This window comes from Mangrovimonas sp. YM274 (assembly GCF_030908385.1).
Classification (GTDB): Bacteria; Bacteroidota; Bacteroidia; order Flavobacteriales; family Flavobacteriaceae; genus Mangrovimonas_A.
Genome location: NZ_CP133091.1, coordinates 1,958,995 through 1,982,306, shown reverse-complemented (window position 1 = coordinate 1,982,306; position 23,312 = coordinate 1,958,995). Strand labels below are relative to the sequence as shown.

19 protein-coding genes are annotated in these 23,312 nt (G+C 36.5%); 7 read left to right on the top strand and 12 right to left on the bottom strand.

Translation table 11 applies throughout. The features are described 5' to 3' along the window. Window position 1 precedes the first annotated feature (1 nt). Window positions 2–2,524, top strand: coding sequence for an outer membrane beta-barrel family protein (locus tag RBH95_RS08565; protein ID WP_307899168.1), 2,523 nt, complete (start codon window positions 2–4; stop codon window positions 2,522–2,524). 72 nt (window positions 2,525–2,596) lie between these two features. On the opposite strand, the gene RBH95_RS08560 is transcribed toward RBH95_RS08565, so the two are convergent. Beyond that, window positions 2,597–2,773 (bottom strand): hypothetical protein, encoded by a 177-nt coding sequence (locus RBH95_RS08560; RefSeq protein ID WP_307899167.1) that lies wholly within the window; start codon window positions 2,771–2,773, stop codon window positions 2,597–2,599. Between the two features lie 372 nt (window positions 2,774–3,145). Beyond that, window positions 3,146–3,787 (bottom strand): peroxiredoxin, encoded by a 642-nt coding sequence (locus RBH95_RS08555; protein WP_307899166.1) that lies wholly within the window; start codon window positions 3,785–3,787, stop codon window positions 3,146–3,148. A gap of 269 nt (window positions 3,788–4,056) precedes the next feature. On the opposite strand from RBH95_RS08555, the gene fumC reads away from it, so the two are divergent. Both fumC and hutI read left to right on the top strand, forming a co-directional pair. Beyond that, window positions 4,057–5,454: a class II fumarate hydratase gene (fumC, locus tag RBH95_RS08550; RefSeq protein ID WP_307899165.1), complete on the top strand. Its 1,398-nt coding sequence runs from the start codon at window positions 4,057–4,059 to the stop codon at window positions 5,452–5,454. A gap of 121 nt (window positions 5,455–5,575) precedes the next feature. Then, window positions 5,576–6,814 (top strand): imidazolonepropionase, encoded by a 1,239-nt coding sequence (gene hutI, locus RBH95_RS08545; RefSeq protein ID WP_307899164.1) that lies wholly within the window; start codon window positions 5,576–5,578, stop codon window positions 6,812–6,814. A 65-nt stretch (window positions 6,815–6,879) separates the two neighbouring features. Here the strand turns inward: hutI and RBH95_RS08540 are convergent, their stop codons facing one another. Then, a complete protein-coding gene (locus RBH95_RS08540) occupies window positions 6,880–7,764 on the bottom strand; it encodes a chromosome partitioning protein ParA (protein ID WP_307899163.1) in 885 nt (294 codons plus the stop codon). A gap of 105 nt (window positions 7,765–7,869) precedes the next feature. Here RBH95_RS08540 and RBH95_RS08535 point away from each other — a divergent pair, with 105 nt between their 5' ends. Then, a complete protein-coding gene (locus RBH95_RS08535) occupies window positions 7,870–8,865 on the top strand; it encodes an arginase family protein (protein WP_307899162.1) in 996 nt (331 codons plus the stop codon). Window positions 8,866–8,880: 15 nt separating this feature from the next. Here the strand turns inward: RBH95_RS08535 and RBH95_RS08530 are convergent, their stop codons facing one another. The 8 genes from RBH95_RS08530 to RBH95_RS08495 all read right to left on the bottom strand — a co-directional run bounded on the left by RBH95_RS08530 (window position 8,881) and on the right by RBH95_RS08495 (window position 18,765). Continuing rightward, a complete protein-coding gene (locus RBH95_RS08530) occupies window positions 8,881–10,575 on the bottom strand; it encodes a hypothetical protein (protein ID WP_307899161.1) in 1,695 nt (564 codons plus the stop codon). A 10-nt stretch (window positions 10,576–10,585) separates the two neighbouring features. Then, window positions 10,586–11,755: a carboxypeptidase-like regulatory domain-containing protein gene (locus RBH95_RS08525; RefSeq protein WP_307899160.1), complete on the bottom strand. Its 1,170-nt coding sequence runs from the start codon at window positions 11,753–11,755 to the stop codon at window positions 10,586–10,588. A gap of 51 nt (window positions 11,756–11,806) precedes the next feature. Then, entirely contained in the window at window positions 11,807–12,337 is a 531-nt protein-coding gene (locus RBH95_RS08520; protein ID WP_307899159.1) for a hypothetical protein, read from the bottom strand. 47 nt (window positions 12,338–12,384) lie between these two features. Then, window positions 12,385–13,620, bottom strand: coding sequence for a DUF6638 family protein (locus RBH95_RS08515; RefSeq protein ID WP_307899158.1), 1,236 nt, complete (start codon window positions 13,618–13,620; stop codon window positions 12,385–12,387). Further along, on the bottom strand, window positions 13,620–14,201 hold the full coding sequence (locus RBH95_RS08510; protein ID WP_307899157.1) for an NUDIX domain-containing protein: 582 nt from the start codon (window positions 14,199–14,201) through the stop codon (window positions 13,620–13,622). The genes RBH95_RS08515 and RBH95_RS08510 overlap by 1 nt, the downstream gene beginning before the upstream one ends. Beyond that, a complete protein-coding gene (locus RBH95_RS08505; RefSeq protein WP_307899156.1) occupies window positions 14,191–16,155 on the bottom strand; it encodes an AAA family ATPase in 1,965 nt (654 codons plus the stop codon). The genes RBH95_RS08510 and RBH95_RS08505 overlap by 11 nt, the downstream gene beginning before the upstream one ends. Before the next feature lie 83 nt (window positions 16,156–16,238). After that, on the bottom strand, window positions 16,239–17,297 hold the full coding sequence (locus RBH95_RS08500) for a hypothetical protein (protein WP_307899155.1): 1,059 nt from the start codon (window positions 17,295–17,297) through the stop codon (window positions 16,239–16,241). A gap of 127 nt (window positions 17,298–17,424) precedes the next feature. Beyond that, on the bottom strand, window positions 17,425–18,765 hold the full coding sequence (locus RBH95_RS08495) for a microtubule-binding protein (RefSeq protein ID WP_307899154.1): 1,341 nt from the start codon (window positions 18,763–18,765) through the stop codon (window positions 17,425–17,427). Window positions 18,766–18,940: 175 nt separating this feature from the next. Between RBH95_RS08495 and RBH95_RS08490 the strand changes: the two genes are divergently transcribed. The 3 genes from RBH95_RS08490 to RBH95_RS08480 all read left to right on the top strand — a co-directional run bounded on the left by RBH95_RS08490 (window position 18,941) and on the right by RBH95_RS08480 (window position 21,364). Further along, complete coding sequence (locus RBH95_RS08490) at window positions 18,941–19,867, top strand: MBL fold metallo-hydrolase (RefSeq protein WP_307899153.1); 927 nt, start codon at window positions 18,941–18,943, stop codon at window positions 19,865–19,867. 84 nt (window positions 19,868–19,951) lie between these two features. Continuing rightward, the gene (locus RBH95_RS08485; RefSeq protein ID WP_307899152.1) at window positions 19,952–20,179 is read left to right on the top strand and encodes a LapA family protein; all 228 of its coding nucleotides are present in this window, start codon (window positions 19,952–19,954) and stop codon (window positions 20,177–20,179) included. Window positions 20,180–20,422: 243 nt separating this feature from the next. Continuing rightward, window positions 20,423–21,364: a hypothetical protein gene (locus RBH95_RS08480; RefSeq protein WP_307899151.1), complete on the top strand. Its 942-nt coding sequence runs from the start codon at window positions 20,423–20,425 to the stop codon at window positions 21,362–21,364. Window positions 21,365–21,598: 234 nt separating this feature from the next. On the opposite strand, the gene ettA is transcribed toward RBH95_RS08480, so the two are convergent. Continuing rightward, window positions 21,599–23,290, bottom strand: a complete 1,692-nt coding sequence (ettA, locus tag RBH95_RS08475) for an energy-dependent translational throttle protein EttA (protein WP_307899150.1) — start codon at window positions 23,288–23,290, stop codon at window positions 21,599–21,601. Window positions 23,291–23,312: the final 22 nt, after the last annotated feature.

Below are 23,312 nucleotides of genomic sequence, written 5' to 3'. Positions count from 1 at the left end.
AATGAAGTATTTACTATCAACACTAATTACCTTAATTTGCTTAAGCAATACTATTTATGCTCAAAAAAATAAAGATGTCCTAGTTACTGGAAAAGTTATGGATGCCGATGTTAATCTACCCTTAGAGTATGCCACAGTATCTTTTTTAAATAAAGCAGAAAACAAAATTACCACAGGGGGAGTTACAGATACTGAGGGTAATTTTTCCATTAAAGTACCTACAGGGACTTATACCATTTCTATTGAATACATTTCCTATAAAACAATAACATTTGACAACCGTAATGTAACCCAAAACACCAATTTGGGCACCATTAATATGTCACTAGATGTAGAATCCCTAAATGAGGTAGAGGTTATTGCCGAACGTACTTCTGTTGAAATTAAGCTCGATAAAAAAATCTACAACATAGGAAAGGACATCACCACTGCTGGAGGTACGGTAAGTGATGCCTTGAACAATGTCCCTTCAGTTTCTGTGGACACGGAAGGGGCTATCAGTCTTCGTGGAAATGAGAATGTACGTATTTTAATAAACGGAAAACCTTCTGCCATGGCAGGTTTTGGAGATTCTAATATTTTAAGCCAACTACCAGCCGAAGCCATTGAACGTGTGGAAGTCATCACCTCCCCTTCTGCCCGCTACGATGCCGAAGGAACTGCTGGTATTCTAAACATAATTCTACGTCAAAAAGAAACCCTGGGTTTTAATGGTTCGGTAAACTTTAATTTAGGGCATCCAGATAATGTTGGTTTAACTGCTAACCTTAATTATCGTACTGAAAAATTCAACTTATTCTCCAATATTGGGTGGCGCTACTTTGACGCTCCTAGAACTAGCTTCAGAGATGTGACTTATTTTGATCGCGAGGTCGATGGTGAAATTTTGGAGCCAGAATTTCGTCGTATTCGTGAGGACCAAGAAGTAGAGCGGTTAAACCGAAACTATAATGGTAATTTTGGAATAGAGTATTTTTTAACGGAACAATCATCCTTAACCGCCAGCTTGTTTTATAGATATGGGGAAGATGCCGACCTTTCTGAAAATATTAGCGAACGTTTTAACAACGACGTAGTAGTTGAAGAAACTTTACGTAGAGAAAAACAAACTGAAGAGGACAATAGCTATCAACTTTCATTAAACTATATCAATAAATTTAATGACGAAGGACATCAATTGAGTGTAGATTTTCAATATGAAAATGATAAGGAAGATCAATACACCTATATTAATGAGGATTATGATTTTACAGATCAAAATAATCCCGATCCTTTTCAATCTGAGCAAGTTTTTACCAAGGAAACACAAAACGAATTCCTAATCCAAGCTGATTATGTATTGCCATTAGGAGAAGACAGTCGTTTTGAAGCAGGATTTAGAAGCAATTTGGAAAATGAAGTTACCGATTATGTATTGGAACAGGAGGATATCTCCAATGGCAATTATGTTGTAAATGATACCCTGACTAATGTTTTCGATTATACCGAAAACGTAAATGCCATATATACTCAATATGGAACTAAATTTGGTCAATTTTCATTCCTATTGGGGCTTCGATTGGAGCATACACAATTAAAAGGGGATATTGACTCACAGTTGACCGATGAAGAGTTGAATAATGCTTATGGCTTTCCTATTCAAACCAAATTCGACAACAACTATTTAGGGCTCTTCCCTACCCTAAACCTGATTTACAACTTATCTGGAGATTCTTCAGATTCTGAAGAGAACATTTCATTTGGTTATAACAGAAGAATCAACAGACCTAGAGGGTGGTTTATCAATCCATTCCCAAGTAGATCAAGCCGCACCAATGTATTTCAAGGTAATCCAAATTTACAACCAGCTTTTGCAAGTGCCTTCGACCTTGGATACTTAAGACGCTGGGACAAATTAACGTTTACCGCCTCTGTATATTACCAACATGAGACTGATTCTTTTGAATTTGTAGAGGAAAACACAGGACAGCAAACGAGCGATGGCATTGACATTATTAGAACCATTCCTGTAAACCTTTCAACAAATACAAGAACCGGTGGAGAGTTTGGAATTATGTATAACCCTCAAAAATGGTTGCGCTTAAATACCAGCTTTAACTTTTACCAATTTAATACAGATGGTGAATTTAATGGGGTAGATTATAGCGCTAAAAACAACAGTTGGTTTGCAAGATTTAGCTCCAAGGTTACTTTACCTTATAAAATTGATTGGCAAACAAACGCTCATTACCGTGGAGCCGTACAGGATGCACAAAGCGATACCGATGGGATATTCTCTATGGACTTAGCATTTAGTAAGGAAATAATAAAAGATAATGCTACACTTTCCCTTAACGTACGTGATGTGTTTAATTCTAGAAAAAGAAAATCCTTCACAACCACTGAGTTCTTTACTAGATATAGCGAAAACCAATGGCGTCAACGCTCAATCACTATGTCATTTATATATCGCTTCAATCAGCAGAAACAACGCCAATCCAGAGATCATAATGGCGGCGAAGATGATATGGAATTTCAAGGATAATTATCCGGTAGATACCAAAGAAAAAGGAAGCCAAATGGCTTCCTTTTTTTATTTTATAAGTAAAATCGTAGCTTAACTATTAAGACGACTTGCCTTTTTTTCTTCTCTCATTTCTTTAAGACGCTCCATTAAAGCTCCCCCAATCCAATAAGGAATTACAAACGTCAATAAAAATATCATTAACCAGAATCCAATAGTCAATATGGTTAAAAATGCTAAAAATCCTAAATACTGATCAAACTCAAACATGTGGTTTCTTTTTTTATAACTTTCGCAAAGATAACACAAAGTGTCTTGTTTTACAATAACAGATTAAATTTTATTAACATATTGTTAGTATTTCATAAGCGGTATATTCAAATTAAAGTGTCACCACACTTATAACCCATTTACCGTAAATGCTTTACAAGGAATTATTCCCTCACAAATTAACGAGGTTTACAGTATGGGATTTATTTGATAAATTTTATTTTCGCTAAGTTTCCTTGTTTTTTGTTGTGTGAACAGAATAAATTCTGATATCAATAAAATGATAAAAATGCATAGCCAACTCTTTAATATTAGATTCTATTTAACTAATACATAAAATAACCTTGGAACAGAAATGATATCATCTACCTTTTAATTGAGATTTGGATGAGGAGTGATACGTAAATAAGGTTTTACTTCTGTATAGCCTTTGGGGAACAACTCCGCTATTTCTTCAGTGGGTACAGATGGTGAAATCACACAATCATCCCCTGCTTTCCAATTGGCTGGTGTTGCTAATTTATGATAGGCTGTTAACTGCAAAGAATCTATTACCCGCAAAAGTTCATCAAAATTTCTTCCTGTAGAAGCTGGATACGTAATAATTAACTTTACCTTCTTGTCGGGATCAATCACAAACACCGATCTTACCGTAAATTTTTCACTGGCATTTGGGTGGATCATATCATAAAGCTCTGATACCTTTCGATCCTCATCGGCTATAATCGGAAAATTAACAGTAGTGTTCTGTGTTTCGTTAATATCATTGATCCATCCTTTGTGCGATTCTAGTCCATCAACACTTAAGGCCACTACTTTAACGTTTCGTTTATCAAACTCATCCTTGTATTTTGCTACGGTTCCTAATTCGGTAGTACAAACAGGTGTATAATCGGCTGGATGGGAAAATAAAATACCCCAACTGTCTCCTAACCATTCATGAAAATTAATTTCTCCTTCAGATGATTGCGCCGTAAAATTTGGTGCCTCATCTCCTAATCGTATTGCTGCCATAATTATTGTTTTATAATTTCTCTTAAAGGTAGGAATAAAGCACTTGAAAACGAAATAGTTAATCTAAAGATCCCTTTTAAACCATCTTAATTTTAAAGCTCCACCGCCTCCCTTTTAATTGAGCTTAACTAACCATAAACACAAGAAATTTTCATTTAGATTACCATTCAAATTTCATATGGAAAACCACGGTCAATAATTTTGGATTCATTATTAATTCACCTTCAAATAACTTAAATTTGTGTTTTTAAATCAATATACTAATCATCATGAATTATAGAATAGAAAAAGACACCATGGGCGAGGTAAAAGTACCTGCAGACAAACTATGGGGTGCACAAACCGAGCGTTCAAGAAACAACTTTAAAATTGGAGCTCCAGCTTCAATGCCGTTGGAAATTGTTTATGGCTTTGCTTATTTAAAAAAGGCGGCCGCATACACCAACTGTGACCTTGGAGTACTTCCTGAAGAAAAAAGGAACTTAATTGCTCAAGTATGTGATGAAATTCTAGAAGGTAAACATGATGATCAATTCCCATTGGTAATCTGGCAAACTGGTTCTGGTACCCAAAGTAACATGAACGTCAACGAGGTTATTGCCAATAGAGCGCATCAAATTGCCGGAAAGGTAATTGGAGAAGGTGAAAAAACCATCCAACCTAATGATGATGTAAACAAATCACAGTCTTCAAACGATACTTTCCCTACAGGGATGCATATTGCGATCTACAAAAAAATTGTAGAAAACACCATTCATGGGGTAATTAAATTACGAAATACACTTCACGAAAAATCTTTGGCTTTTAAAGATGTAGTAAAAATTGGTAGAACCCACCTTATGGATGCCACTCCCCTAACTTTGGGTCAAGAGTTTTCTGGGTATGTATCGCAATTAGATCACGGTTTACGTGCTTTAGAAAACACTTTACCTCATTTAGCTGAATTGGCTCTTGGGGGTACTGCTGTGGGTACAGGTCTTAACACACCAAAAGGTTATGCTGAATTGGTAGCTGAATACATTGCTAAATTTACCAACCAACCTTTCGTATCTGCACATAACAAATTTGAAGCTTTAGCTGCACACGATGCGTTGGTTGAAACTCACGGTGCTTTAAAGCAATTAGCTGTTTCCTTAAATAAAATTGCCAATGACATAAGAATGATGGCTTCTGGACCCCGTTCAGGAATTGGAGAAATTATTATTCCTGCCAACGAACCAGGAAGTTCTATCATGCCAGGAAAAGTAAACCCTACCCAATGCGAAGCCTTAACTATGGTCTGCGCCCAAGTAATGGGTAATGATGTAGCTGTAAGTGTTGGAGGTACGCAAGGACATTATGAGTTGAACGTGTTCAAACCAATGATGGCTGCTAACCTGCTACAATCTGCTCAACTTTTAGGAGATGCCTGCGTAAGCTTTGAAGAGCATTGTGCTTCTGGTATTGAGCCAAACCATGGAGTAATCAAACAATTATTGAACAATTCCTTAATGTTGGTAACTGCCTTAAACACTAAAATTGGTTACTATAAAGCTGCTGAAATTGCCAACACAGCACATAAAAACGGTACTACTTTAAAAGAAGAGGCTGTTAATTTAGGCTATGTAACTCCAGAAGAATATGAAGCTTGGGTAAAACCAGAGGATATGATTGGAAGTATAAAATAATACGTTTTTGTACTCAAAAAAAACTGATAAATATCATGTTATCAAGTGAAAACGTCGGCAAATAAAGTCGGCGTTTTTTTATGTTAAAAAAATTAATGACATTTGAAAAAAATACTTCGTTTTGTCAATACTTATCAAAAACATTAAGGAATTGGTGCAGGTTCGAGAAACCAACGTTACCATTGTAAAAGGTAAGGATATGAAAGTCCTACCCACTCTAAAAAACGCCTATTTACTTATTGAGCACGATACCATTGTCGAGTATGGCCCAATGGAAGATTGCGAAGACATCTATGCCGAAGAGGTTATTGATGCTACAGGCAAAACTGTAATGCCTTCCTGGTGTGATTCCCATACCCATATTGTGTATGCAGGAGATCGTTCCTCAGAATTTGTTGACCGTATTAACGGACTTAGTTATGAGGAAATCGCAAGCCGGGGTGGCGGGATTCTCAATTCTGCCGAGAAATTACAAAATACTAGTGAAGAGGAACTATATCAACAATCCTTGGAGCGCCTAAACAAGATCATTAAACTTGGGACAGGTGCGGTTGAAATAAAATCGGGATATGGATTGACCGTTCCTGCCGAACTTAAAATGTTAAGGGTCATTAGACGTTTAAAGAGAGAATCCCAAGCCTTTATAAAGCCCACGCTTTTAGGGGCACACGCTGTGCCACTTGAGTATAAAAATGACAAACAGGGATTTGTTGATTTGGTGGTTAACGAGATGATTCCTCAAACGGCTCAAGATCGACTTGCAGACTATATAGATGTATTTTGTGAGCAGGGCTATTTTTCTTTGGAAGATACAGAACGTATTCTACAGGCTGGCATAGAACATGGCCTCATCCCCAAAATTCATGTGAATCAATTTAATGCCTTTGGCGGTGTTGCCTTAGGTGTAAAATACAATGCCCTATCAGTGGATCATTTGGAAGAAATGGCAGAGGAAGATATCGAGGTTCTTAAAGACAGTAGCACAATGCCAGTGGCATTGCCATCCTGCTCTTATTTTTTAAGTATTCCTTACACGCCTGCCAGAAAGATTATAGATGCAGGTCTACCGCTGGCCTTGGCTTCAGATTATAATCCAGGCTCTACACCGAGTGGGAATATGAACTTTGTAGTAAGCACCGCTTGTATAAAAATGAAAATGACCCCTGAAGAAGCTATTAACGCAGCGACCATTAATGGAGCCTATGCTATGGGGATTAGCAATATGTACGGAAGTATCTGTAGAGGTAAAAAGGCTAATATTATCATTACAAAACCAATTTCTGGTTATCAATACCTCCCCTATTCCTTTGGAGATAATTTAATTGACCAAGTCATTATAAATGGACAATTGGTAAAATAAAAAAAGCCGAAAGTATAACTTTCGGCTTTTTCATCTTAATCTATCAATCAATCAAACAATGTAGTTTATTGCAATGTAAACTCAGTTGATGACACAAGTTCCTTTTTGTTGAATACGTTTACAACGTAACGTCCTTCTTCAAACTTATCATCGTTTGGAGCCACAAACTCACAAATGTTTAAACTTCTATTTTCATAATTAAACTTACTAATCAAGCTGTAGTTTAATACTTCATCCTCAAATTGAATTTGCTCATTAGCTCCCAAAACATTGTCATGAGGATCCAATACTTGAACATACAATTCTTTATCACCAGCACCTACTAAGGAGTTTTTTGCGACGGTAAAACAAACTCTAATTTTGTCACTTCTACGAGCTCTTTCAGTAGGAATCAATTTTCCTGAACTTCTTTCAATAACTCCGAAACCTTTTAAACCTACAGTTTGTAAAGTAGAGGCATTTGCCATTACGGTTGCCAATTCAGTATTTTCAACCAAGAGTGAATCGGTAAACATGGTGCGTTCTGCTAATTCAACTTGGGTACTGTCTAAAGACGCAGCCAATAGTAATTTTTCTGCTTTCAGCTGGTCGTTTTCAACCAATAGTCTTTCATGTTCTTCCTGAAGTGCTAAAAATCTCTTTTTATATCTCCATAAGCTGTTCACGCTATTTTGGGAAATTTTTAAGGAATCCATCAAACCTTGAATACGCTGTCTGTGTTCTACAAGTTTTTCATTTGCAACCTGATTCTCATCAATGGCTTTATCATATTGCTTGGCCATATTCGTTAAATCAGCCATAACTTGATTTTTCTCCTTGATTAGTGTAGCTTCTGTTTGTTTTTTGTCGGTGTACAGTTTAGAAGTATAAAAACCAGTTCCAATAAACAGAACCACTAAAATACCGATGGCCACTTTTAATCCCGTACTCTTACTGTTTGTATTCTCCATAATTGTTGTTTTTAGTGAGTGTAACGTTAATTCTTAATTGTTTTTTCGAATCGAAAGTAAATAAATAAAACTGTATTTTTACCTTTTTAAAACTAAAAATCCTACATGGACCAACTTATACTTTTTAAAGGGCAAGATTTAGAAAACCTAACTAAAAAAGGTTCAGCCAATTCCAAGTTTGGAACACAGGTCCAATTACTTTCGAGCCTCACAAATATATACGACGATATTGTTAATTTGGACGTTGACTATGTAATTTTCGGCATTCCCGAGGATTTAGGAAACTTCGCTAACAGCAGTAAAATTGGGGCTTTCAAGACTTGGAAGCGGGTTGTAAAAAATTTAACAAATTTAAACCGTAATACAATTACTACACCCAAAAAGGTGCTCATTCTTGGTCATTTAGATTTCAAAAAAATCCAAAAAAAGCTTCTTTCCTACAATCCAGAACGCAAAAAAGATATTGCTAAAGCTAGACGAAAAGTAGAGTTAATTGATCAAAAAGTGACTTATGTAGTCCATCAAATTATAAAGGCTGGTAAAACACCAATTATCATAGGAGGTGGTCCAAACAATGCCTACGGAATCCTTAAAGGAGCTTCCTTAGCAATGAACAAGCGCTTAAATTGTGTGAACCTATCCTCACAAACGGGCTTTATGAAAAAAGAAGGCCGCCATAGTGGTAATGGATTTAGCTATGCATATGCTGAAGGATTTTTGAAAAATTATTTTATCATGGGGCTTAATACCGAAACTACAGCTGATATCGTCCTCAAAACTTTAAATAAAATCAAAGCTGTAAAATATTGTTCCATTCAAGATTTTAAAAACAAAAGTAACAAACAGATACGCCGGGCTACCAAGTTGGTTACTGCGACTCCTTTTGGATTAGAAATCGATTATGGAATTTTAAATTCTTTCCAAGAAGCAGCAGATACCTATCCTCAAGAAATAAACGACACTTTAACGCATTTCAGCCAATTTTCAGAAATGTCCTATCTTCATATTAGCAATGCCATAATTGATTCTGAAAACAAAAAAACGGTAACGGACAATGTGACGAATATGCTGGTAGATTTTATAAATGGAAACTCAAACTAGTGAACTTGAATGTATTTAGTTTTGTACACTTTTTAACGAATCCAATTGACGTTCCAAGCGTTCTATTTCAGCTTTATTAATATCGACTTTTGGAATCACTTTTAAAGAGTCTTCCTCTTGCTGTTGAAGAATATCAATATCTTTAGTCTCCTCTACAAAATACTCTCCTATACCCTCACTAGAACGCCAAGCCTCATTCAACTGGTCATATACAGCCTTGTCCCAAGTACTCGGACGTTTTACGTCAATCCAAACCACATCCCGATATTCACTATCCACCAAGGCTAAATCTGGAGTTGCAGCGCCATCAAAGTTGTCAGAATCTTCACGTACTGCAGAAATAGTTCCTAAAAAGAACATCCGTTTTTTACCCGCAATATTTTTAATGTACGGCCTAAACTCTACAGGTTTGTTCACGCTCCAATCAAACTCCTTCCTCGATTCGATTACTTTTAAAGGCATGGCGGAAACCCCAGCATACCCCTGCTTTTTGGCCGCATGGTCATAATAATACAAGGCATTTGTACCGTCTGCCGGTATAAACACGCTAAAGGTTAAACTGGTACGCTCATCACCTACCGGCTCCAAGCCAAACCAATGGTACAAACCACTGTAAGCTCCTGTTTTTGTATCTGAAAAATCACAATCGGTTACAAAAGGTTGCTGATTTTGGTCGTCCGGAAGATTTGGAATTTTTACCGCTGTTTTCATATTCCAAGGTAATGGATCTGAAAAGCCTCCTAAAAATTTTAGGGATTCTGCTTGGATTCTTGACACCTTTTCCGACAGAATATTTTGTCGTAGAAGAAACTCATGGCCTTGCATATTTTCTGGACTTACAAAAGTTCCCTTACCTATAAATATACGTTCTAGATAATCCTTAAAATCATGTTCACCATTCTCAATGATCATTACACCCCCAAAGGTTGGATACGGAAAGAAAAATCCATTCCATTTAATAAGGCTTACCACTTCAACCCATTTGTTGGAGTCGTCTTTCATATAAAACACATCCCCCGGTTCGTAGTTCAACAACATCCATGGGTTAAATTTCTGCACAACCGCATTATAGGTGTTTCTACTAAATTTTAAAGACTCCCCAATTGAAAAGGTTACCGGAATTCTATTGTCACTTGAAAATCTAGGAAATGGCGTGGTACTGGATACCGCAAAGACTTCTTCGGTATTGTCGTTGATACGTTGCCAAACATATTTTTCGGTTGGCTGGATAGCCATGGTCCATTTGTTTTCGCCATCTACCCTAACTAAATGTGGCAACGACACATCCTTGGTTTCGCCAACACTTTCGTTGGCCATGGAAAAAATATTCTGAAGCGGTTGAATGCGCTCATTTTGTGTAAGCGGTAAATCGTCTATCTCTACCCTATTGAGGTGGTTATAGACGTTATAAGTTTTCATATAATCGTACATTTTGAAATGCCAGCCCAAAACGTATAGAAACCCAAAAAACACCAATAAGATTCCTAAAATTAGAATCCGTTTTCCTGTATGGGCTTGATTACGGAATTTATGCAAACCAAAGGCCAATATAACTCCCGACAACAAAATGAAAAAGATATATTTTCTAATGAACAAAAGGGCTGGTTGATAATCATCCCTTAAAATGAATAGCGCTAGCAATATCACAATACCCAAAACAACAGAGATCTGTTTTTGTCGCTTTCCTTTGTTCCAGTAATTTTTAATCATCTAAAATAAATTATTTTGCAACCGAATTAATAAAATTGAGTTCATCCTCGCTCAGCGGAAAAGAATTATAATTCTCCCAGAAGTTTTCATGAAACTCTGTACCCGATTCGTAGATAGTTCTTCTTTCATAACCTTCTTCTGGCATTTCAATGTTCTCGTTGAATTGATAAACAAATAAGTCTGAACTAAACTCAAAATCGTCATCAATCTTTTTCCCCATTTTAATATACATCCCTATTGTTTTTTTATTGTAGGATAGGATGTATTTATCATCAATCACATTAAATTTAGACCATAATGGCAGTCCATTTATTTTGAACTTTGCTATTAAAATATTTTTAAGCTCTGAATATTTAAGGTGGTCTGCTGATGTATAAATCTTAAACTCCAAGATACTTGAGGTTTTGGGGTCAATAATTACATAACCTTTAAGCAAGAGTTCCTCAACATCCTTTTTGGGCGAAATATCGATATACTCATACTCTTCTCCATTAGCCTCTTGCCTTATCCTTCTTACAAACTCATAATTTTTGTCTTTCAGCAAGTTTTTAAGGCCTTTAAAATTATACGCATCTTTCACATAGTCCTGTAAGGTAAATGCCGAATTTATGTTATCGATATTATTGGAGTCCTCCTCATCAATTCTATCACTTTTAAGTGCTCTGTGCTGATCCAATGTAACCATTGCCTTTCCATTCCCCTTTTTAATATAATAGTTTACCAAAGCATCTGAAAATTTTGTGTAAGCATCATTCACCTTTACAACCTCTCTACAATAACTTTTCAATAAAGTATTTTTGTCTATTTTACTGTTGGATGATTTTATAACATCCTTTAAATAATCCTCTGCAGAAACCGTTGAAACAACAACTTCATCAAGCACATAATTCTTAGGAGTTAAGGATATTTCATTAAACTCGTCGTTCAATTCAACTGTCAGAGATTCATAACCGATATGGCTAAATGTTACTTCGGAATTTCGAGAATCTATTGCAAACTCTCCTAATTCATTGGAAATACCGCCGGTTAAATTATAATCTGTAGACCCCTCAATAAATATGTTAACAAAAGCAATCGGTTCTTGAGTTTCGGCATCTTTAACCAGCCCTACTTTCTTTTTTACATCCTGACTCCAAGCTATGTTGGAAATCAATAAAAGGAAAACAATAATTTTAGGCATATGCAAAATGAGTTGTTAAAGTGATTTACTAAGTTTAATTGGAATTCAATATTAAAGTAGTCCCTTATCCTTTAAGCGCTCGCGAGCACTTTTTTGTTCCTTATCGGTTGGAGGTGCTTCTTTGGATAATTCTTCCTTTGGAGCTTCCTTATCCAAGTTTTTTTGTTTGAAATCGTCTATAAAATCCTTTCCTTTTTCCAAGGTTTCTTGAACTATACCCTCCAGAGACTCACTTTGCTCATCAATGACCTCATTCGACTTGAATATCAATTGTGCCAAATAAGTTCCTATTATAGTTCCTAAAATCATGGACGCAAACAATGAAATAGCAGCTAAATCGATGGGTAATAAAAATTGAGCAATTACAATACCTATCAAGAACAAAAATGTAATGGACACCAACCGGATTAAAAACGATTGCTGATATACAAAACCCGTTTTGTCTTCGGCCTTCATCTGAAGTTTTTTGGAATTGATTATTTTATTAAAGGATCGATATAATCCATTTCCGTTGGACTCTCTCCAATAGATAAGAAGTCCAAATAGAATTGACGCAATAAATACAATGAGTTCTAGTGTCATAATAATGCTTTAAAGGTTATGATACTTACTAAATTAGTCTAAAAAACTTAGATATTGTTACGTATGGTTTGGATTACCCAATCTTGAAGGGAGTCTTCCCAATCATTAAACTCTTGGTAAAACGCCTCTTTGTCATACCAGTATAAAAACAACACATCCTTTGATGAAATATTCACCAATAACTGCCAAATCAGATCTTGGTGTTTCGCTTTCAAGGAAGAATGCGGGCTATGAAGTGCTTCGTACATTTTTAAGTCTACGATATCCGAAATTTTGTATTGATTGCTCACTTCCATTTTCTCCAAATAACGCTCTACACTCATCACCCGTTTACGGCTTTCAATGTCCAATTTGTTCAAATAACTTTTAAACAGGACACTGTCATTGAGAATGTCACAAATAGGATGATTTGGTTCCGTTAGGCTTTCTGCCAATTCCATTTTCTTGACACGGTCATACCTATCTGTTTTCACAACGTTTTCCAAATCGCATTCAATCAACACATGGTCACGCAATTTCTCCATTAATTCCGGTTGGGACACATGGTAAATCAATACTTCATAAACCGTATCCTTAATTGCCTCCTTGTACCAATGTAAATCTTCAAATACCACGATAGGCATAATGAAATCACGCAACACATAAACCCCACCAAAGGCTCTGGTATAGAAAGACTCGGTTGTAAATTGTAAATCGACTAACCCTAGATCACGATTACGTAAATCGCCATATTTCTTGGCCGATTCCAGTAATTTTGAATGCAACCCTTCATCTATAAAGTTTTGATCTTTTTTAAACTTTTCAATTAGTTGTAATTGTTTTTTCTGCGCTTTATCCAGGTCGTTTATCAAATGAAACCGTATTTGAACATCTTTATACTTAAGTAAATCCAAGGGTTCGTAAAACACATCTATTTTTTGATCGAAATCCAAGCAAATGGCACAATCTCGGGTGATATCGGTGATTTTTTGACCATATACCCTAAATACATACTGCATAATTTCCCTATCAAAGGTATGGAAAGGCACATACACAGGTTTTCCTTTCTGTAAAGGCGAAATCAAAATACCGTGTGGATTAGCTTCTCCATTATTGAGGTAGTGTATTTCATTTTTTTCTTCGGCAATTTCCGGACTCCAGCCTATGCCATCAATCGAAAACTGTGTCAATTTTGTAGGTGTAAACCCTAACTTCAACAAGCATTGGTTATACCGTTCTACCAATTTTCCACTTACGGGAAGCAACTCACTTCTAAATAAATTTGCCGCTTTTAGCTTTTCCATCACAATAACTTATGAATTTGGGCATATTGTACTAAAATAATCGTTTTGGCATCTTGGATTTGCCCTTGGGCTATCATTTCAATAACCTCTGAAAACGGCAATTCCATAACTTCTATATCTTCCAACTCACTCGCAAGACCACCACCTTCACTAACTTTCATGTCTTCGGAATATTCTCCAATAAAATAGTGCATTTTTTCAGTAACTGCTCCAGGAGAAGAGTAGGCTTCCATTATTTTTTTTACTTCCTTAATTCTGTAACCGGTCTCCTCTTCTACCTCTTTAATGATACAATCTTCCGGATGGTCCTTGTCCAACATACCGGCACAGGCTTCTACTAAAAAACCATCGGTATTATCATTCAAATAGGTAGGCATTCGAAACTGCTCCGTTAAGACTACTGTACCTTTTTCCGGATTATAAAGTAAAATAGTAGCACCATCACCTCTATTATATGATTCTCTATTTTGACGCACCCACTCTCCCGATTTCAATTGGTAATCGTAGTTTATCTTTTCCAACAAAGCCCATCGGTCCGACAGTATTTCCCTGTTTATATTTTTTACACGATTAGTGCCCATTCTCAAACATTTTTCTTGCTTCCAAATCAATATTCAATTGTGCTACGCGCTCATCAACTTTACGTTTGAAGTCGGTATCGGCAATGGTTGCTACATTGTCCAAATAGCGAACCACCTCCTGTCTTCTAATTTCCGAAAAGTTCAAACCATTCATATTCTCACGCATCAATTCTTTCAACATCCCAAATTTGGTTTCATAATCCTTTTTGAAATAAATTTCTGGATTGTCAAACCAATTTTGATCAAGGTCAAAATCTGTTAAACGCAATGAAATGGCCGATTGGATATTACGAACATCCCTAGACGAGAAGAAAGGAAAAGTAGTTTGAATTTCCTTATACAAATTGGCATAAAACAAATGTGAATTGGAAGGATATGAAGCTTCCACTCTATCATAAATGTCATGTACCCTTGCTTCTGTTGGTTTATCAACAACTTGAAGAATCTCACCCATATTTTTAGCCAAGCCTTGATGCTGCAAATAGGTATAATCCTTTGGATTTTCCATGTTCACAAAATCCGGCATGGTGTCTTCAAATTTGCGCCACCATAAATAATCCTGATCCAAAAAATCATGCTCAGTCTGTGCGCCATCAATTTTAAAACGCCCCTGCACACGTGAAATCACCGCTTTATCCAACATTTCCGGAAGGTTAGTAAACAAACCAATGGAACTATTTCCATAATTCACCGCATAGGCACCTTCTGTATAACGTAAAAAGACACCAATAACCTCCTTAACTCCTGCCGAAACCCCTTGAGAGGTTCGTTCCTGAAGGTTGTTTTCGGCATCGTCAATAGGTGCAAAAATCAATTTTGAAGGATCCTGCAAAGGCTTCATCCATTCCACCATTTTCTCTGCGGAACCACCCTGAAACGTACTAATCAACGTATCCGGCATTGGATGAAACAAAAACGGAATGTCCAAATTGTCACAATGCTCTTTGAGTCTTGTGGCAATAGCTGCAATCAACATACTTTTTCCGGTTCCTGGAATTCCATACCCCATAAAAACCGGCATAAAACCGCCTAATTCTTGAAAAGGATTCTTCTTCTCTATAAAATCATAGCTCAATAGGCGCTCTGTTAAACGTCGAGCAAAATGCTTGGCATCACGGTTTCCTACGATTTGTTCAAACTGAATTTTATTAAACTCGACACTTTTGGCTGCCCCCATAAACACATTTTCCCATCCTGAAATGGCAAAATCCGAATGCTCCAATTTATAAGTGCGATCCAAAATGGTTTCTTGATATTCCAAAGTACTTTTACGCATTTGGATTTCAGCAATCAAAGCTTCAAAATACACCACGGTAAAATCAACTACATCTTTGTCTGACTTGATAATATCAGGATGCGACAAATATTTATCGTAGTAAAACAACATACAGGAAATCCCTTTCAATGGAGATAACAAGGACACTTCCGGAATGCCTGCAAACTTTTGCTTCATCACACTTAAATCGTCTGAAGCCACAGGTTTTAAACGAAATAAAATATTATAAGCCGTAGCGTATAACATGAAAGCCGTAGCCGTTTGCATTTTGCTTTCGTACTCACGCTTCCCTGAATTGTCCAAAGCCGATTTTCGTTCATTCAAACTGGAAAGTCCCGAGGCATCGTAATAACTATCCTTAATCCAAATACCTAGGGTAATCCCTTCCTGAACAGCATAAAGCGTCTCATTTAAATACAATGGAATAGCTACAGATTCTGGCAATAAACGCTTCTTTAAACCTAAAATAGTTTTGGAAATAGACGTGATTTCAGTTGCGCCACCACCGTTATTTGCTCTGGAGAGATACAACAAAATAGAATCGTCCTTACTATCCTTATCTCTATTTTTGGCACGCTGCCCCTGTTCCCACTGGATACTTTTTAAATATGAGGTTGCTTCGTCACGAAGCATATCCAATTCATTTTGCTTTATAGGAAAAGTGGAATTATGTTCCATATATTTTCATTCAATATTTTGAAGGTCATCAAATCTCTTCTTTCTATCTTCTTAAATGACCTTGGTTGATTACACTTAAATTTTTAGTTGGTTGGCAAACTGCTAATTTCAATAGGCGGTTTTGCCAGTTGATTCATCACTTCTGGAGTTTTACTGTATAGCATTTGAATAATTCTGTGAGGTGCAAATACATACTTTTCCTTTGAAGGTTCACTCCACTTTTGAAAGATTTGCTTCGAAAAATAACCACCTTCACTAAAGTCTCCATTAGAACGCACTTCATCAATTTCCAAAGACATGGCATAAGATTCCAACGGAATTTCTTTTTTACCTATGCTCTTTAAAATGGCATGGGTAATTTTGTTTTCATCTTTGGCAAATACATTGTGAAGCGGCCCTAAATCAATACGTTTGATAAGTTTCGGATGGATATTCGGCAATTTTTTGTCAATGCCATAGGCCATGGTGTCCATAGGCATTTTTCTATCCCCAACCGTTTTAAGCGCTTCATAAATATCATTTTTAATGTCTTCAATACGATTGCTTCCTTTTAAGTCGAAATACATAAAACATATAAAAGGGCGGTTGAGTACCACATCAAAGAAACTCCAACTGGTCATTAATTCGGTTGAAGCTGTTTCTGGTGCTGCAATAATTTTCCCTTGAACAAAACGATTAAAAATGTAATTTTTGTTCACCGATTGATAATAAGAAATCGAAGCTGCCTGAAACAACCTGCTTCGCTTCACTGGTTGTTTTTTTCGTAATAAGGTATCTAGAAATTCCTCTTGCAACACAGGGATTGGCGTCAACTTTTCCAAATATTGGTCACGAAGTTCAAGATCGTTAAACAAATACCTGAATTCCAAATAATTTGGAAAGCCAGATTCTGTTAGATCCACTTTCATGTTATCCTCGTCGTCATACATATATTTAACACGCATGGCCTCTATGGAATACATCAACAAATCGCAATATTGCTTAAAAAAGATTATTTCCTGCTTGGTGCACAATGCATTTCGCTGTACACTAACAATCAATTCCTTCAAAGCAAAATCTACCATGTTATGGTAAAAATTATAATGCTCCTTTGAATCGAGAATCGCCGAATCCAAGGGGGTTACAATATGCTCTACAGACATTTAAAAAATCACTTTTAATGGATTAGACAAAAGCAATAAGAAATTCGTTCTTCTGCGTTCTAACCTAATACTAATTCACCCAAAAGGTGCTAAAAAAAGAATCCCTCTTTCGAGGGAATCCTTTTGTTTAGCCTAACAAATCGTCGTTACCTGCGCTTGTTTTTTTAGCAGGTTTAGTAGTTTCCACTTCAACCGATTCTTTAGCATCTGCTTTATAGTAATCCTCAAAGATTTCTTTCATATCTATACCATATCGCTCGGCGAAGTTCTTTTGTATATCCGTATCCTTTTCACGAATTTCCTGTAAAGCTTCAGCATAACTGCTGTACACACCTTGCATAACTTTTTCATGAACAGGAATATTATCCATCATTTCTTGGCGTGCTCTAGCACTTGCAGTATGCATTGAAGCTAAAGTTTCACCAATATGCTCATCTGTTTTAACCCCCAAATGCTCTAAAATAGCTGCAAATTCTTGGTCAGTGCGAGCTTTTAAAGCCACTACATACCCATCATAGTATTTTAGACGTTCTTCGGTATCACTCTTTAATTTTGCTCTATGCGTTTGCAGGTTGCTTCTTAAAGATGTCAACACTTTAATGGTTAAATTGTGTTTGTGCACAAAACTATCTTTGGAAGCCGCCAAAGTAGTGTAGGCATTTTTAAGACCTTCCAACTCTTCCACCTTTTGCTCAAGTTCGGTAACTTTTCCAACGGCTTGTGCGTATTCAGCAGATTGTTTATCGGCAATCTCCTCCAATTCCTGGCGAGCTTGTTTCAACAAAGCATATTGCTCTTCAAGTTTAGCTTCAACTTCTTTTTTCTTTTCAAGCGCTTTCGTATGATTTTTGGTAGCTTCCACAATGGCATCCTGAAGCTTATCTTCAACTTCCTTGATTTCCATTTCACGATTTTTCAAACGTGATACCGCAGCCTGACTCTTGAAAGACAATTCACTTAACAAAGTTTGAACATCTGCAGATTCTATACGTTGCTGAAATAACGCTTTGGCTTTATTATCGGCTGCATCTCTATCTTTTTGCGCATTTTGCAATTCTTGCTCAGCTTCCTTAATTTTACTTTTACGCCCCCAAAGATTATTCCACCATGTGTCTGGTTTCGCCTCGGCATCTTCAAGCTCAACCCTAGCACGTTCCAAACGTTTTATAGCGTCATCTATAACTTTTTGCTCTTCAGCATTTAAATGAGAAAAGTCCTCAAATATGATTCCCACTTCGTCCTGATAATCTGTTAAATCCTTTATGGCATCCAACAATGTAGAACGGTCCTTTTCGGCCATATGGACAACGTCATCCAAAGTGGCATTCAAAATCTTTTGACGCACTTCAGGATCGTCCTCTTGAGCTAATTTGGACTTCATGGTGTCAATGGCTTTTCCCCAATTGACATCTACTTTTTCTTGGCTTTGATTGGAGTTGGTTTCCAATAAATCGAAATCATCAGACATATTTAGTTGTAATTTTTTAGTTGAACGTTAATTTTTCGGAAAGGCAATTTCGTTAAAAAAATACCATTTATAAAATTAAATCTCTCTAAAAATATAAGTAGTTTAACAATTTAATTTGTTACATGATATTTATTTAAAATTTCTTATTTTATATTTAACTAAAAACTAAAATCTTATGACCAATAAATCTTACATTATATTAAGCTTAGCCGTAGGCTTACTATTATTTAATTGTAAAAGTGACAAAAAAGAACCCGTTGAAACGCCTTCTCAGGTTGAAAATCCCATTCCAACACCTTCAGAAGCAGTTGATAAAGTGGAAATAGATTCTTCGGTAACCAAAGAATCGGCACCTGAACCAACAGGAAATAAGTCTGAGGCTAAAAAAAACATTGCAAGTAATGTTTCCGAAGAAGACGACCTTAAAATTACAGCTATAGAACATGCTTCTTTGGTTTTAGAAAACAATGGGACGACTATTTACATTGACCCAGTAGGAGGACAAGACCTTTATGGCACTTTAAATCCCCCTAATTTCATTCTTATCACAGACATTCACGGTGATCATTTAGATATACCAACCTTAGAAGCCATTGCATCACCCAATACAATTATCATAGGCCCAAGAGCGGTAAAGGAAAAACTATCCGCGCCTCTACTCAAAAATTTTGAACTCATGTTCAATGGTTTAAGCAAAGGCTTTAAAACGTCGAAAGTTGAATTGAATATCGACGCTATTCCCATGTATAACTTAAGAAAAGAAGCTCTGCAATTTCACCCCAAAGACCGTGGTAATGGATATATCTTGGATATTAATGGCACTAAAGTGTATATTTCTGGAGATACAGAAGACATCCCTGAAATGCGAAGTCTCAAGAATATAGATATTGCTTTTGTATGCATGAACCTTCCTTACACTATGACAGTGGAAAGTGCCGCAAGTGCTGTACTTGACTTTAAGCCTGCAAAAGTATATCCCTACCATTACAGAGGAACCGACGGCCATAGTGATGTAGAAAAGTTTAAAAACATGGTTACTTCCCAAAACCCAAATATCGAAGTTGTGCAATTAAAATGGTATGGGAACAAGGATATTCTATAACGCATAAAAATTTAGAAAGGCACTATTTAGGTTAAAACAATATATTGTATATTTGGTCTAACGAACCCCTCTATCTATTAAAATATGAAGACATTAGCCTACATCTCCCATTTTTTGGTTAGTACTACACAGCTTACCGTAATTCTCATCCTAACAGCCGCTGTATTTATATTTTTTATAGTTGTTGCAATTTTAAAAATGTACAAACTAAAGGCAGAGAACAAAAGGCTTACAGAAATGGAATCTTTTAAATCCTCGGTTGATGAAAGTTACAAGGACTTTACAGAAGGCCATTTATATGACAACAAATAAATTACTTAGAAAGGACCTATTAAGGTCCTTTTTTTTACTTAAAGCTCTTTCTTAATGGTTGGCTTATTTTAATTCCTTGCCATAAATAATATGAATTCTTCTTAATTATAAACAATCCCATTCAGATAAACATTAAATCATATTTTAACAAACTAATTCACATTAATTTTAACAGCTTTTTTTAGATTATTAATTATATAAGTATATCTTTGGCAACGAAAATTTAATTTTAAAACAACAACTATGAAAAAACTTTTATTACTATGTTCTCTTTTTGTGGGAACATCTGCCCTAGTTTCTTGTAGCAGTGATGATGATTCTTCTGATGGAGGAGGGGATCCAGTTGCTACTTCAATTACCTTGACTGCCGATGTTACATCTATTGAATTAGGAAGTTCGGTAACACTTTCTGTGATGAATGACCTTGATGAAGACGTAACAGGTACTTCTACTTATTTTGCAAGTGGAGCTACATTATCTTCTAACGTATTTACTCCTACTGCAGGAGGAGAGTATACTATCCATGCTACCAATGGTGAATTGGTAAGTAACACTATTACTGTTACAGTTGACTTACCTCTTGTTGAAGCATCTGACTCTTTTGTAATTGATGGTACTCAAGAATATACTACCAATACAGGGGCTTTTGCTTTTGCAGGTGCAACTGAGACTAACGTAGTTGTTATGTACTTCAATCCTTATGAGTCTGTTGACAATGGAGATGGTACATTCTCTTACCCAAATGACTTATATATTGGTATCGGTTTTCAAACAGAAGGACCTACAGGAACTAACCCTGATACAGGTGAAGCAGCTTGGACCTTAGAAGATTTGACTCCTCCTACAGGTGATTATACATGGTATGGTTCAGAATGGGATGGTACAACGGTACCTGGAGCATTTGAAGCATTTATTATTGCTAATAGTGAAGATATTGTTGGTTTCGAAGATGACCAAACTATCATTGAAAGTGTAGTATTCAATCTAGCAACAATAACTTGGCCAACTGAAACTGAAGATGGTTTATTAGAAGCTACCTATACTATTACATTAACGGATGGAACAGTAATTGAAGGTGAATATAGTGGAGCTTCAGGCATATATTCATTACAATCAGGAAGACCTGGTTTTGCTCTAGATGTACCAGCGTCAACTTTGGTATCTAAAACTTCAAACTTGAACTAATTTTAATTCAAGTTTCAACATAAAAAAGCCTGCATTATAATGCAGGCTTTTTATTTGGACACAACTTCTATTACTTTTTGTAATTAAACAATATCCTCAATTGACAAAAATATCCTTGAAAACGCATTTGAAAACCAAAAAATAAGATTGTTGTTTTATAAAATGTATTAGCACATATCCAAAACGAAAACAGCCTGCAAAGCAGGCTGTTATTTTATTATATAATTAAAAAGATTATCTCACCAACTTCTTATACTTGATTCGTTTTGGCATTAAGTCACCACCCAAACGTTTCTTTTTATTTTCTTCATATTCGGTAAAGCTACCTTCAAAGAAATACACTTGGCTATCCCCTTCAAACGCTAAAATATGGGTACAGATACGGTCCAAAAACCATCTATCGTGGCTGATCACTACAGCACACCCGGCGAAGTTTTCTAAACCTTCTTCCAAAGCTCTAAGCGTATTTACATCCAAATCGTTGGTAGGCTCATCTAAAAGCAATACGTTTCCTTCTTCCTTCAGCGTCATCGCCAAATGCAAGCGGTTACGCTCACCACCGGAAAGCAAACTTACCTTTTTGTTCTGCTCGCTTCCTGAAAAGTTAAATCGGCTTAAATAAGCTCTGGAATTCACTTGGCGCCCTCCCATCATGATCAACTCCTGCTCATCACTAAAGTTTTGCCAAATCGACTTTTCAGGATCTATATTGGAATGACTTTGATCCACATAGGCAATCTTAGCAGTTTCACCCACTACAAATTCACCTTTATCCGGAGTTTCTTCTCCCATAATCATTCTAAAAATTGTCGTTTTACCAGCACCATTAGGACCAATCACCCCTACAATTCCTGCTTGCGGCAATTTAAAGTTCAAATCTTCATAAAGCAATTTGTCTCCATAAGCTTTGCTAACACCTAAAGCCTCAATAACATTGGTCCCCAAACGCGGTCCATTTGGAATATAGATTTCCAATTTTTCATCCAATTGCTTTTGGTCTTGGCTCATCAACTTATCATAATTCTTCAAACGTGCCTTTTGTTTGGTTTGACGTCCTTTAGCTCCTTGACGTACCCATTCCAACTCACGCTCCAAGGTTTTTTGACGTTTGGATGCCGATTTGCTTTCTTGTGCCAAACGTTTGGATTTCTGGTCCAACCAAGAAGAATAGTTCCCTTTCCAAGGAATGCCCTCTCCTCTATCCAATTCCAAAATCCAACCGGCCACATTATCCAAAAAGTATCTATCGTGGGTTACCGCAATAACCGTTCCTTTATATTGTGCCAAGTGATGCTCTAACCAATGCACCGATTCTGCATCCAAGTGGTTGGTAGGCTCATCCAACAACAACACGTCCGGCTCTTGTAGCAACAAACGACACAAAGCCACTCTACGACGTTCCCCTCCTGAAAGCACTCCAATTTTTTTGTCGCCTTCGGGTGTACGAAGAGCATCCATGGCAATTTCCAATTTAGTGTCCAATTCCCATGCATTGGTAGCGTCTATTTGGTCTTGTAATTCAGCTTGACGGTTCATCAACTTTTCCATTTTATCTGGATCGCTGTATACCTCTTCCAAACCAAACATATCGTTGATTTTGTTGTATTCTTCTAAAACTGCAACCGTTTCGGCAGCTCCTTCTTTTACAACCTCCATCACCGTTTTATCATCATCCAACTTTGGTTCTTGTTCTAGGTACCCGACACTATACCCAGGTGAAAACACTACATCCCCCTGATAATTTTTATCAACCCCAGCTATAATTTTAAGCAAGGTAGATTTTCCGGAACCATTAAGTCCCAAGATGCCTATTTTGGCTCCATAAAAGAAGCTCAAATAGATATTTTTTAGTACCGGAGTATTGGCACTTTGGAATGTCTTGGTTACCCCAGACATTGAAAAAATCACTTTTTTATCGTCACTCATGTGTTTTGAAATATTATTCCAT

Excerpts from the sequence above, each read along its gene's own strand:
- RBH95_RS08565 (WP_307899168.1), top strand. The coding sequence starts at position 2 with ATGAAGTATTTACTATCAACACTAATTACCTTAATTTGCTTAAGCAAT.
- RBH95_RS08490 (WP_307899153.1), top strand. The coding sequence starts at position 18,941 with ATGACCAATAAATCTTACATTATATTAAGCTTAGCCGTAGGCTTACTA.
- RBH95_RS08485 (WP_307899152.1), top strand. The coding sequence starts at position 19,952 with ATGAAGACATTAGCCTACATCTCCCATTTTTTGGTTAGTACTACACAG.
- RBH95_RS08515 (WP_307899158.1), bottom strand. The coding sequence starts at position 13,620 with ATGGAAAAGCTAAAAGCGGCAAATTTATTTAGAAGTGAGTTGCTTCCC.
- ettA (WP_307899150.1), bottom strand. The coding sequence starts at position 23,290 with ATGAGTGACGATAAAAAAGTGATTTTTTCAATGTCTGGGGTAACCAAG.
- RBH95_RS08560 (WP_307899167.1), bottom strand. The coding sequence starts at position 2,773 with ATGTTTGAGTTTGATCAGTATTTAGGATTTTTAGCATTTTTAACCATA.
- RBH95_RS08525 (WP_307899160.1), bottom strand. The coding sequence starts at position 11,755 with ATGCCTAAAATTATTGTTTTCCTTTTATTGATTTCCAACATAGCTTGG.
- RBH95_RS08500 (WP_307899155.1), bottom strand. The coding sequence starts at position 17,297 with ATGTCTGTAGAGCATATTGTAACCCCCTTGGATTCGGCGATTCTCGAT.
- fumC (WP_307899165.1), top strand. The coding sequence starts at position 4,057 with ATGAATTATAGAATAGAAAAAGACACCATGGGCGAGGTAAAAGTACCT.
- RBH95_RS08555 (WP_307899166.1), bottom strand. The coding sequence starts at position 3,787 with ATGGCAGCAATACGATTAGGAGATGAGGCACCAAATTTTACGGCGCAA.
- RBH95_RS08520 (WP_307899159.1), bottom strand. The coding sequence starts at position 12,337 with ATGACACTAGAACTCATTGTATTTATTGCGTCAATTCTATTTGGACTT.
- RBH95_RS08535 (WP_307899162.1), top strand. The coding sequence starts at position 7,870 with ATGGACCAACTTATACTTTTTAAAGGGCAAGATTTAGAAAACCTAACT.
- RBH95_RS08530 (WP_307899161.1), bottom strand. The coding sequence starts at position 10,575 with ATGATTAAAAATTACTGGAACAAAGGAAAGCGACAAAAACAGATCTCT.
- RBH95_RS08510 (WP_307899157.1), bottom strand. The coding sequence starts at position 14,201 with ATGGGCACTAATCGTGTAAAAAATATAAACAGGGAAATACTGTCGGAC.
- RBH95_RS08505 (WP_307899156.1), bottom strand. The coding sequence starts at position 16,155 with ATGGAACATAATTCCACTTTTCCTATAAAGCAAAATGAATTGGATATG.
- RBH95_RS08495 (WP_307899154.1), bottom strand. The coding sequence starts at position 18,765 with ATGTCTGATGATTTCGATTTATTGGAAACCAACTCCAATCAAAGCCAA.
- RBH95_RS08480 (WP_307899151.1), top strand. The coding sequence starts at position 20,423 with ATGAAAAAACTTTTATTACTATGTTCTCTTTTTGTGGGAACATCTGCC.
- RBH95_RS08540 (WP_307899163.1), bottom strand. The coding sequence starts at position 7,764 with ATGGAGAATACAAACAGTAAGAGTACGGGATTAAAAGTGGCCATCGGT.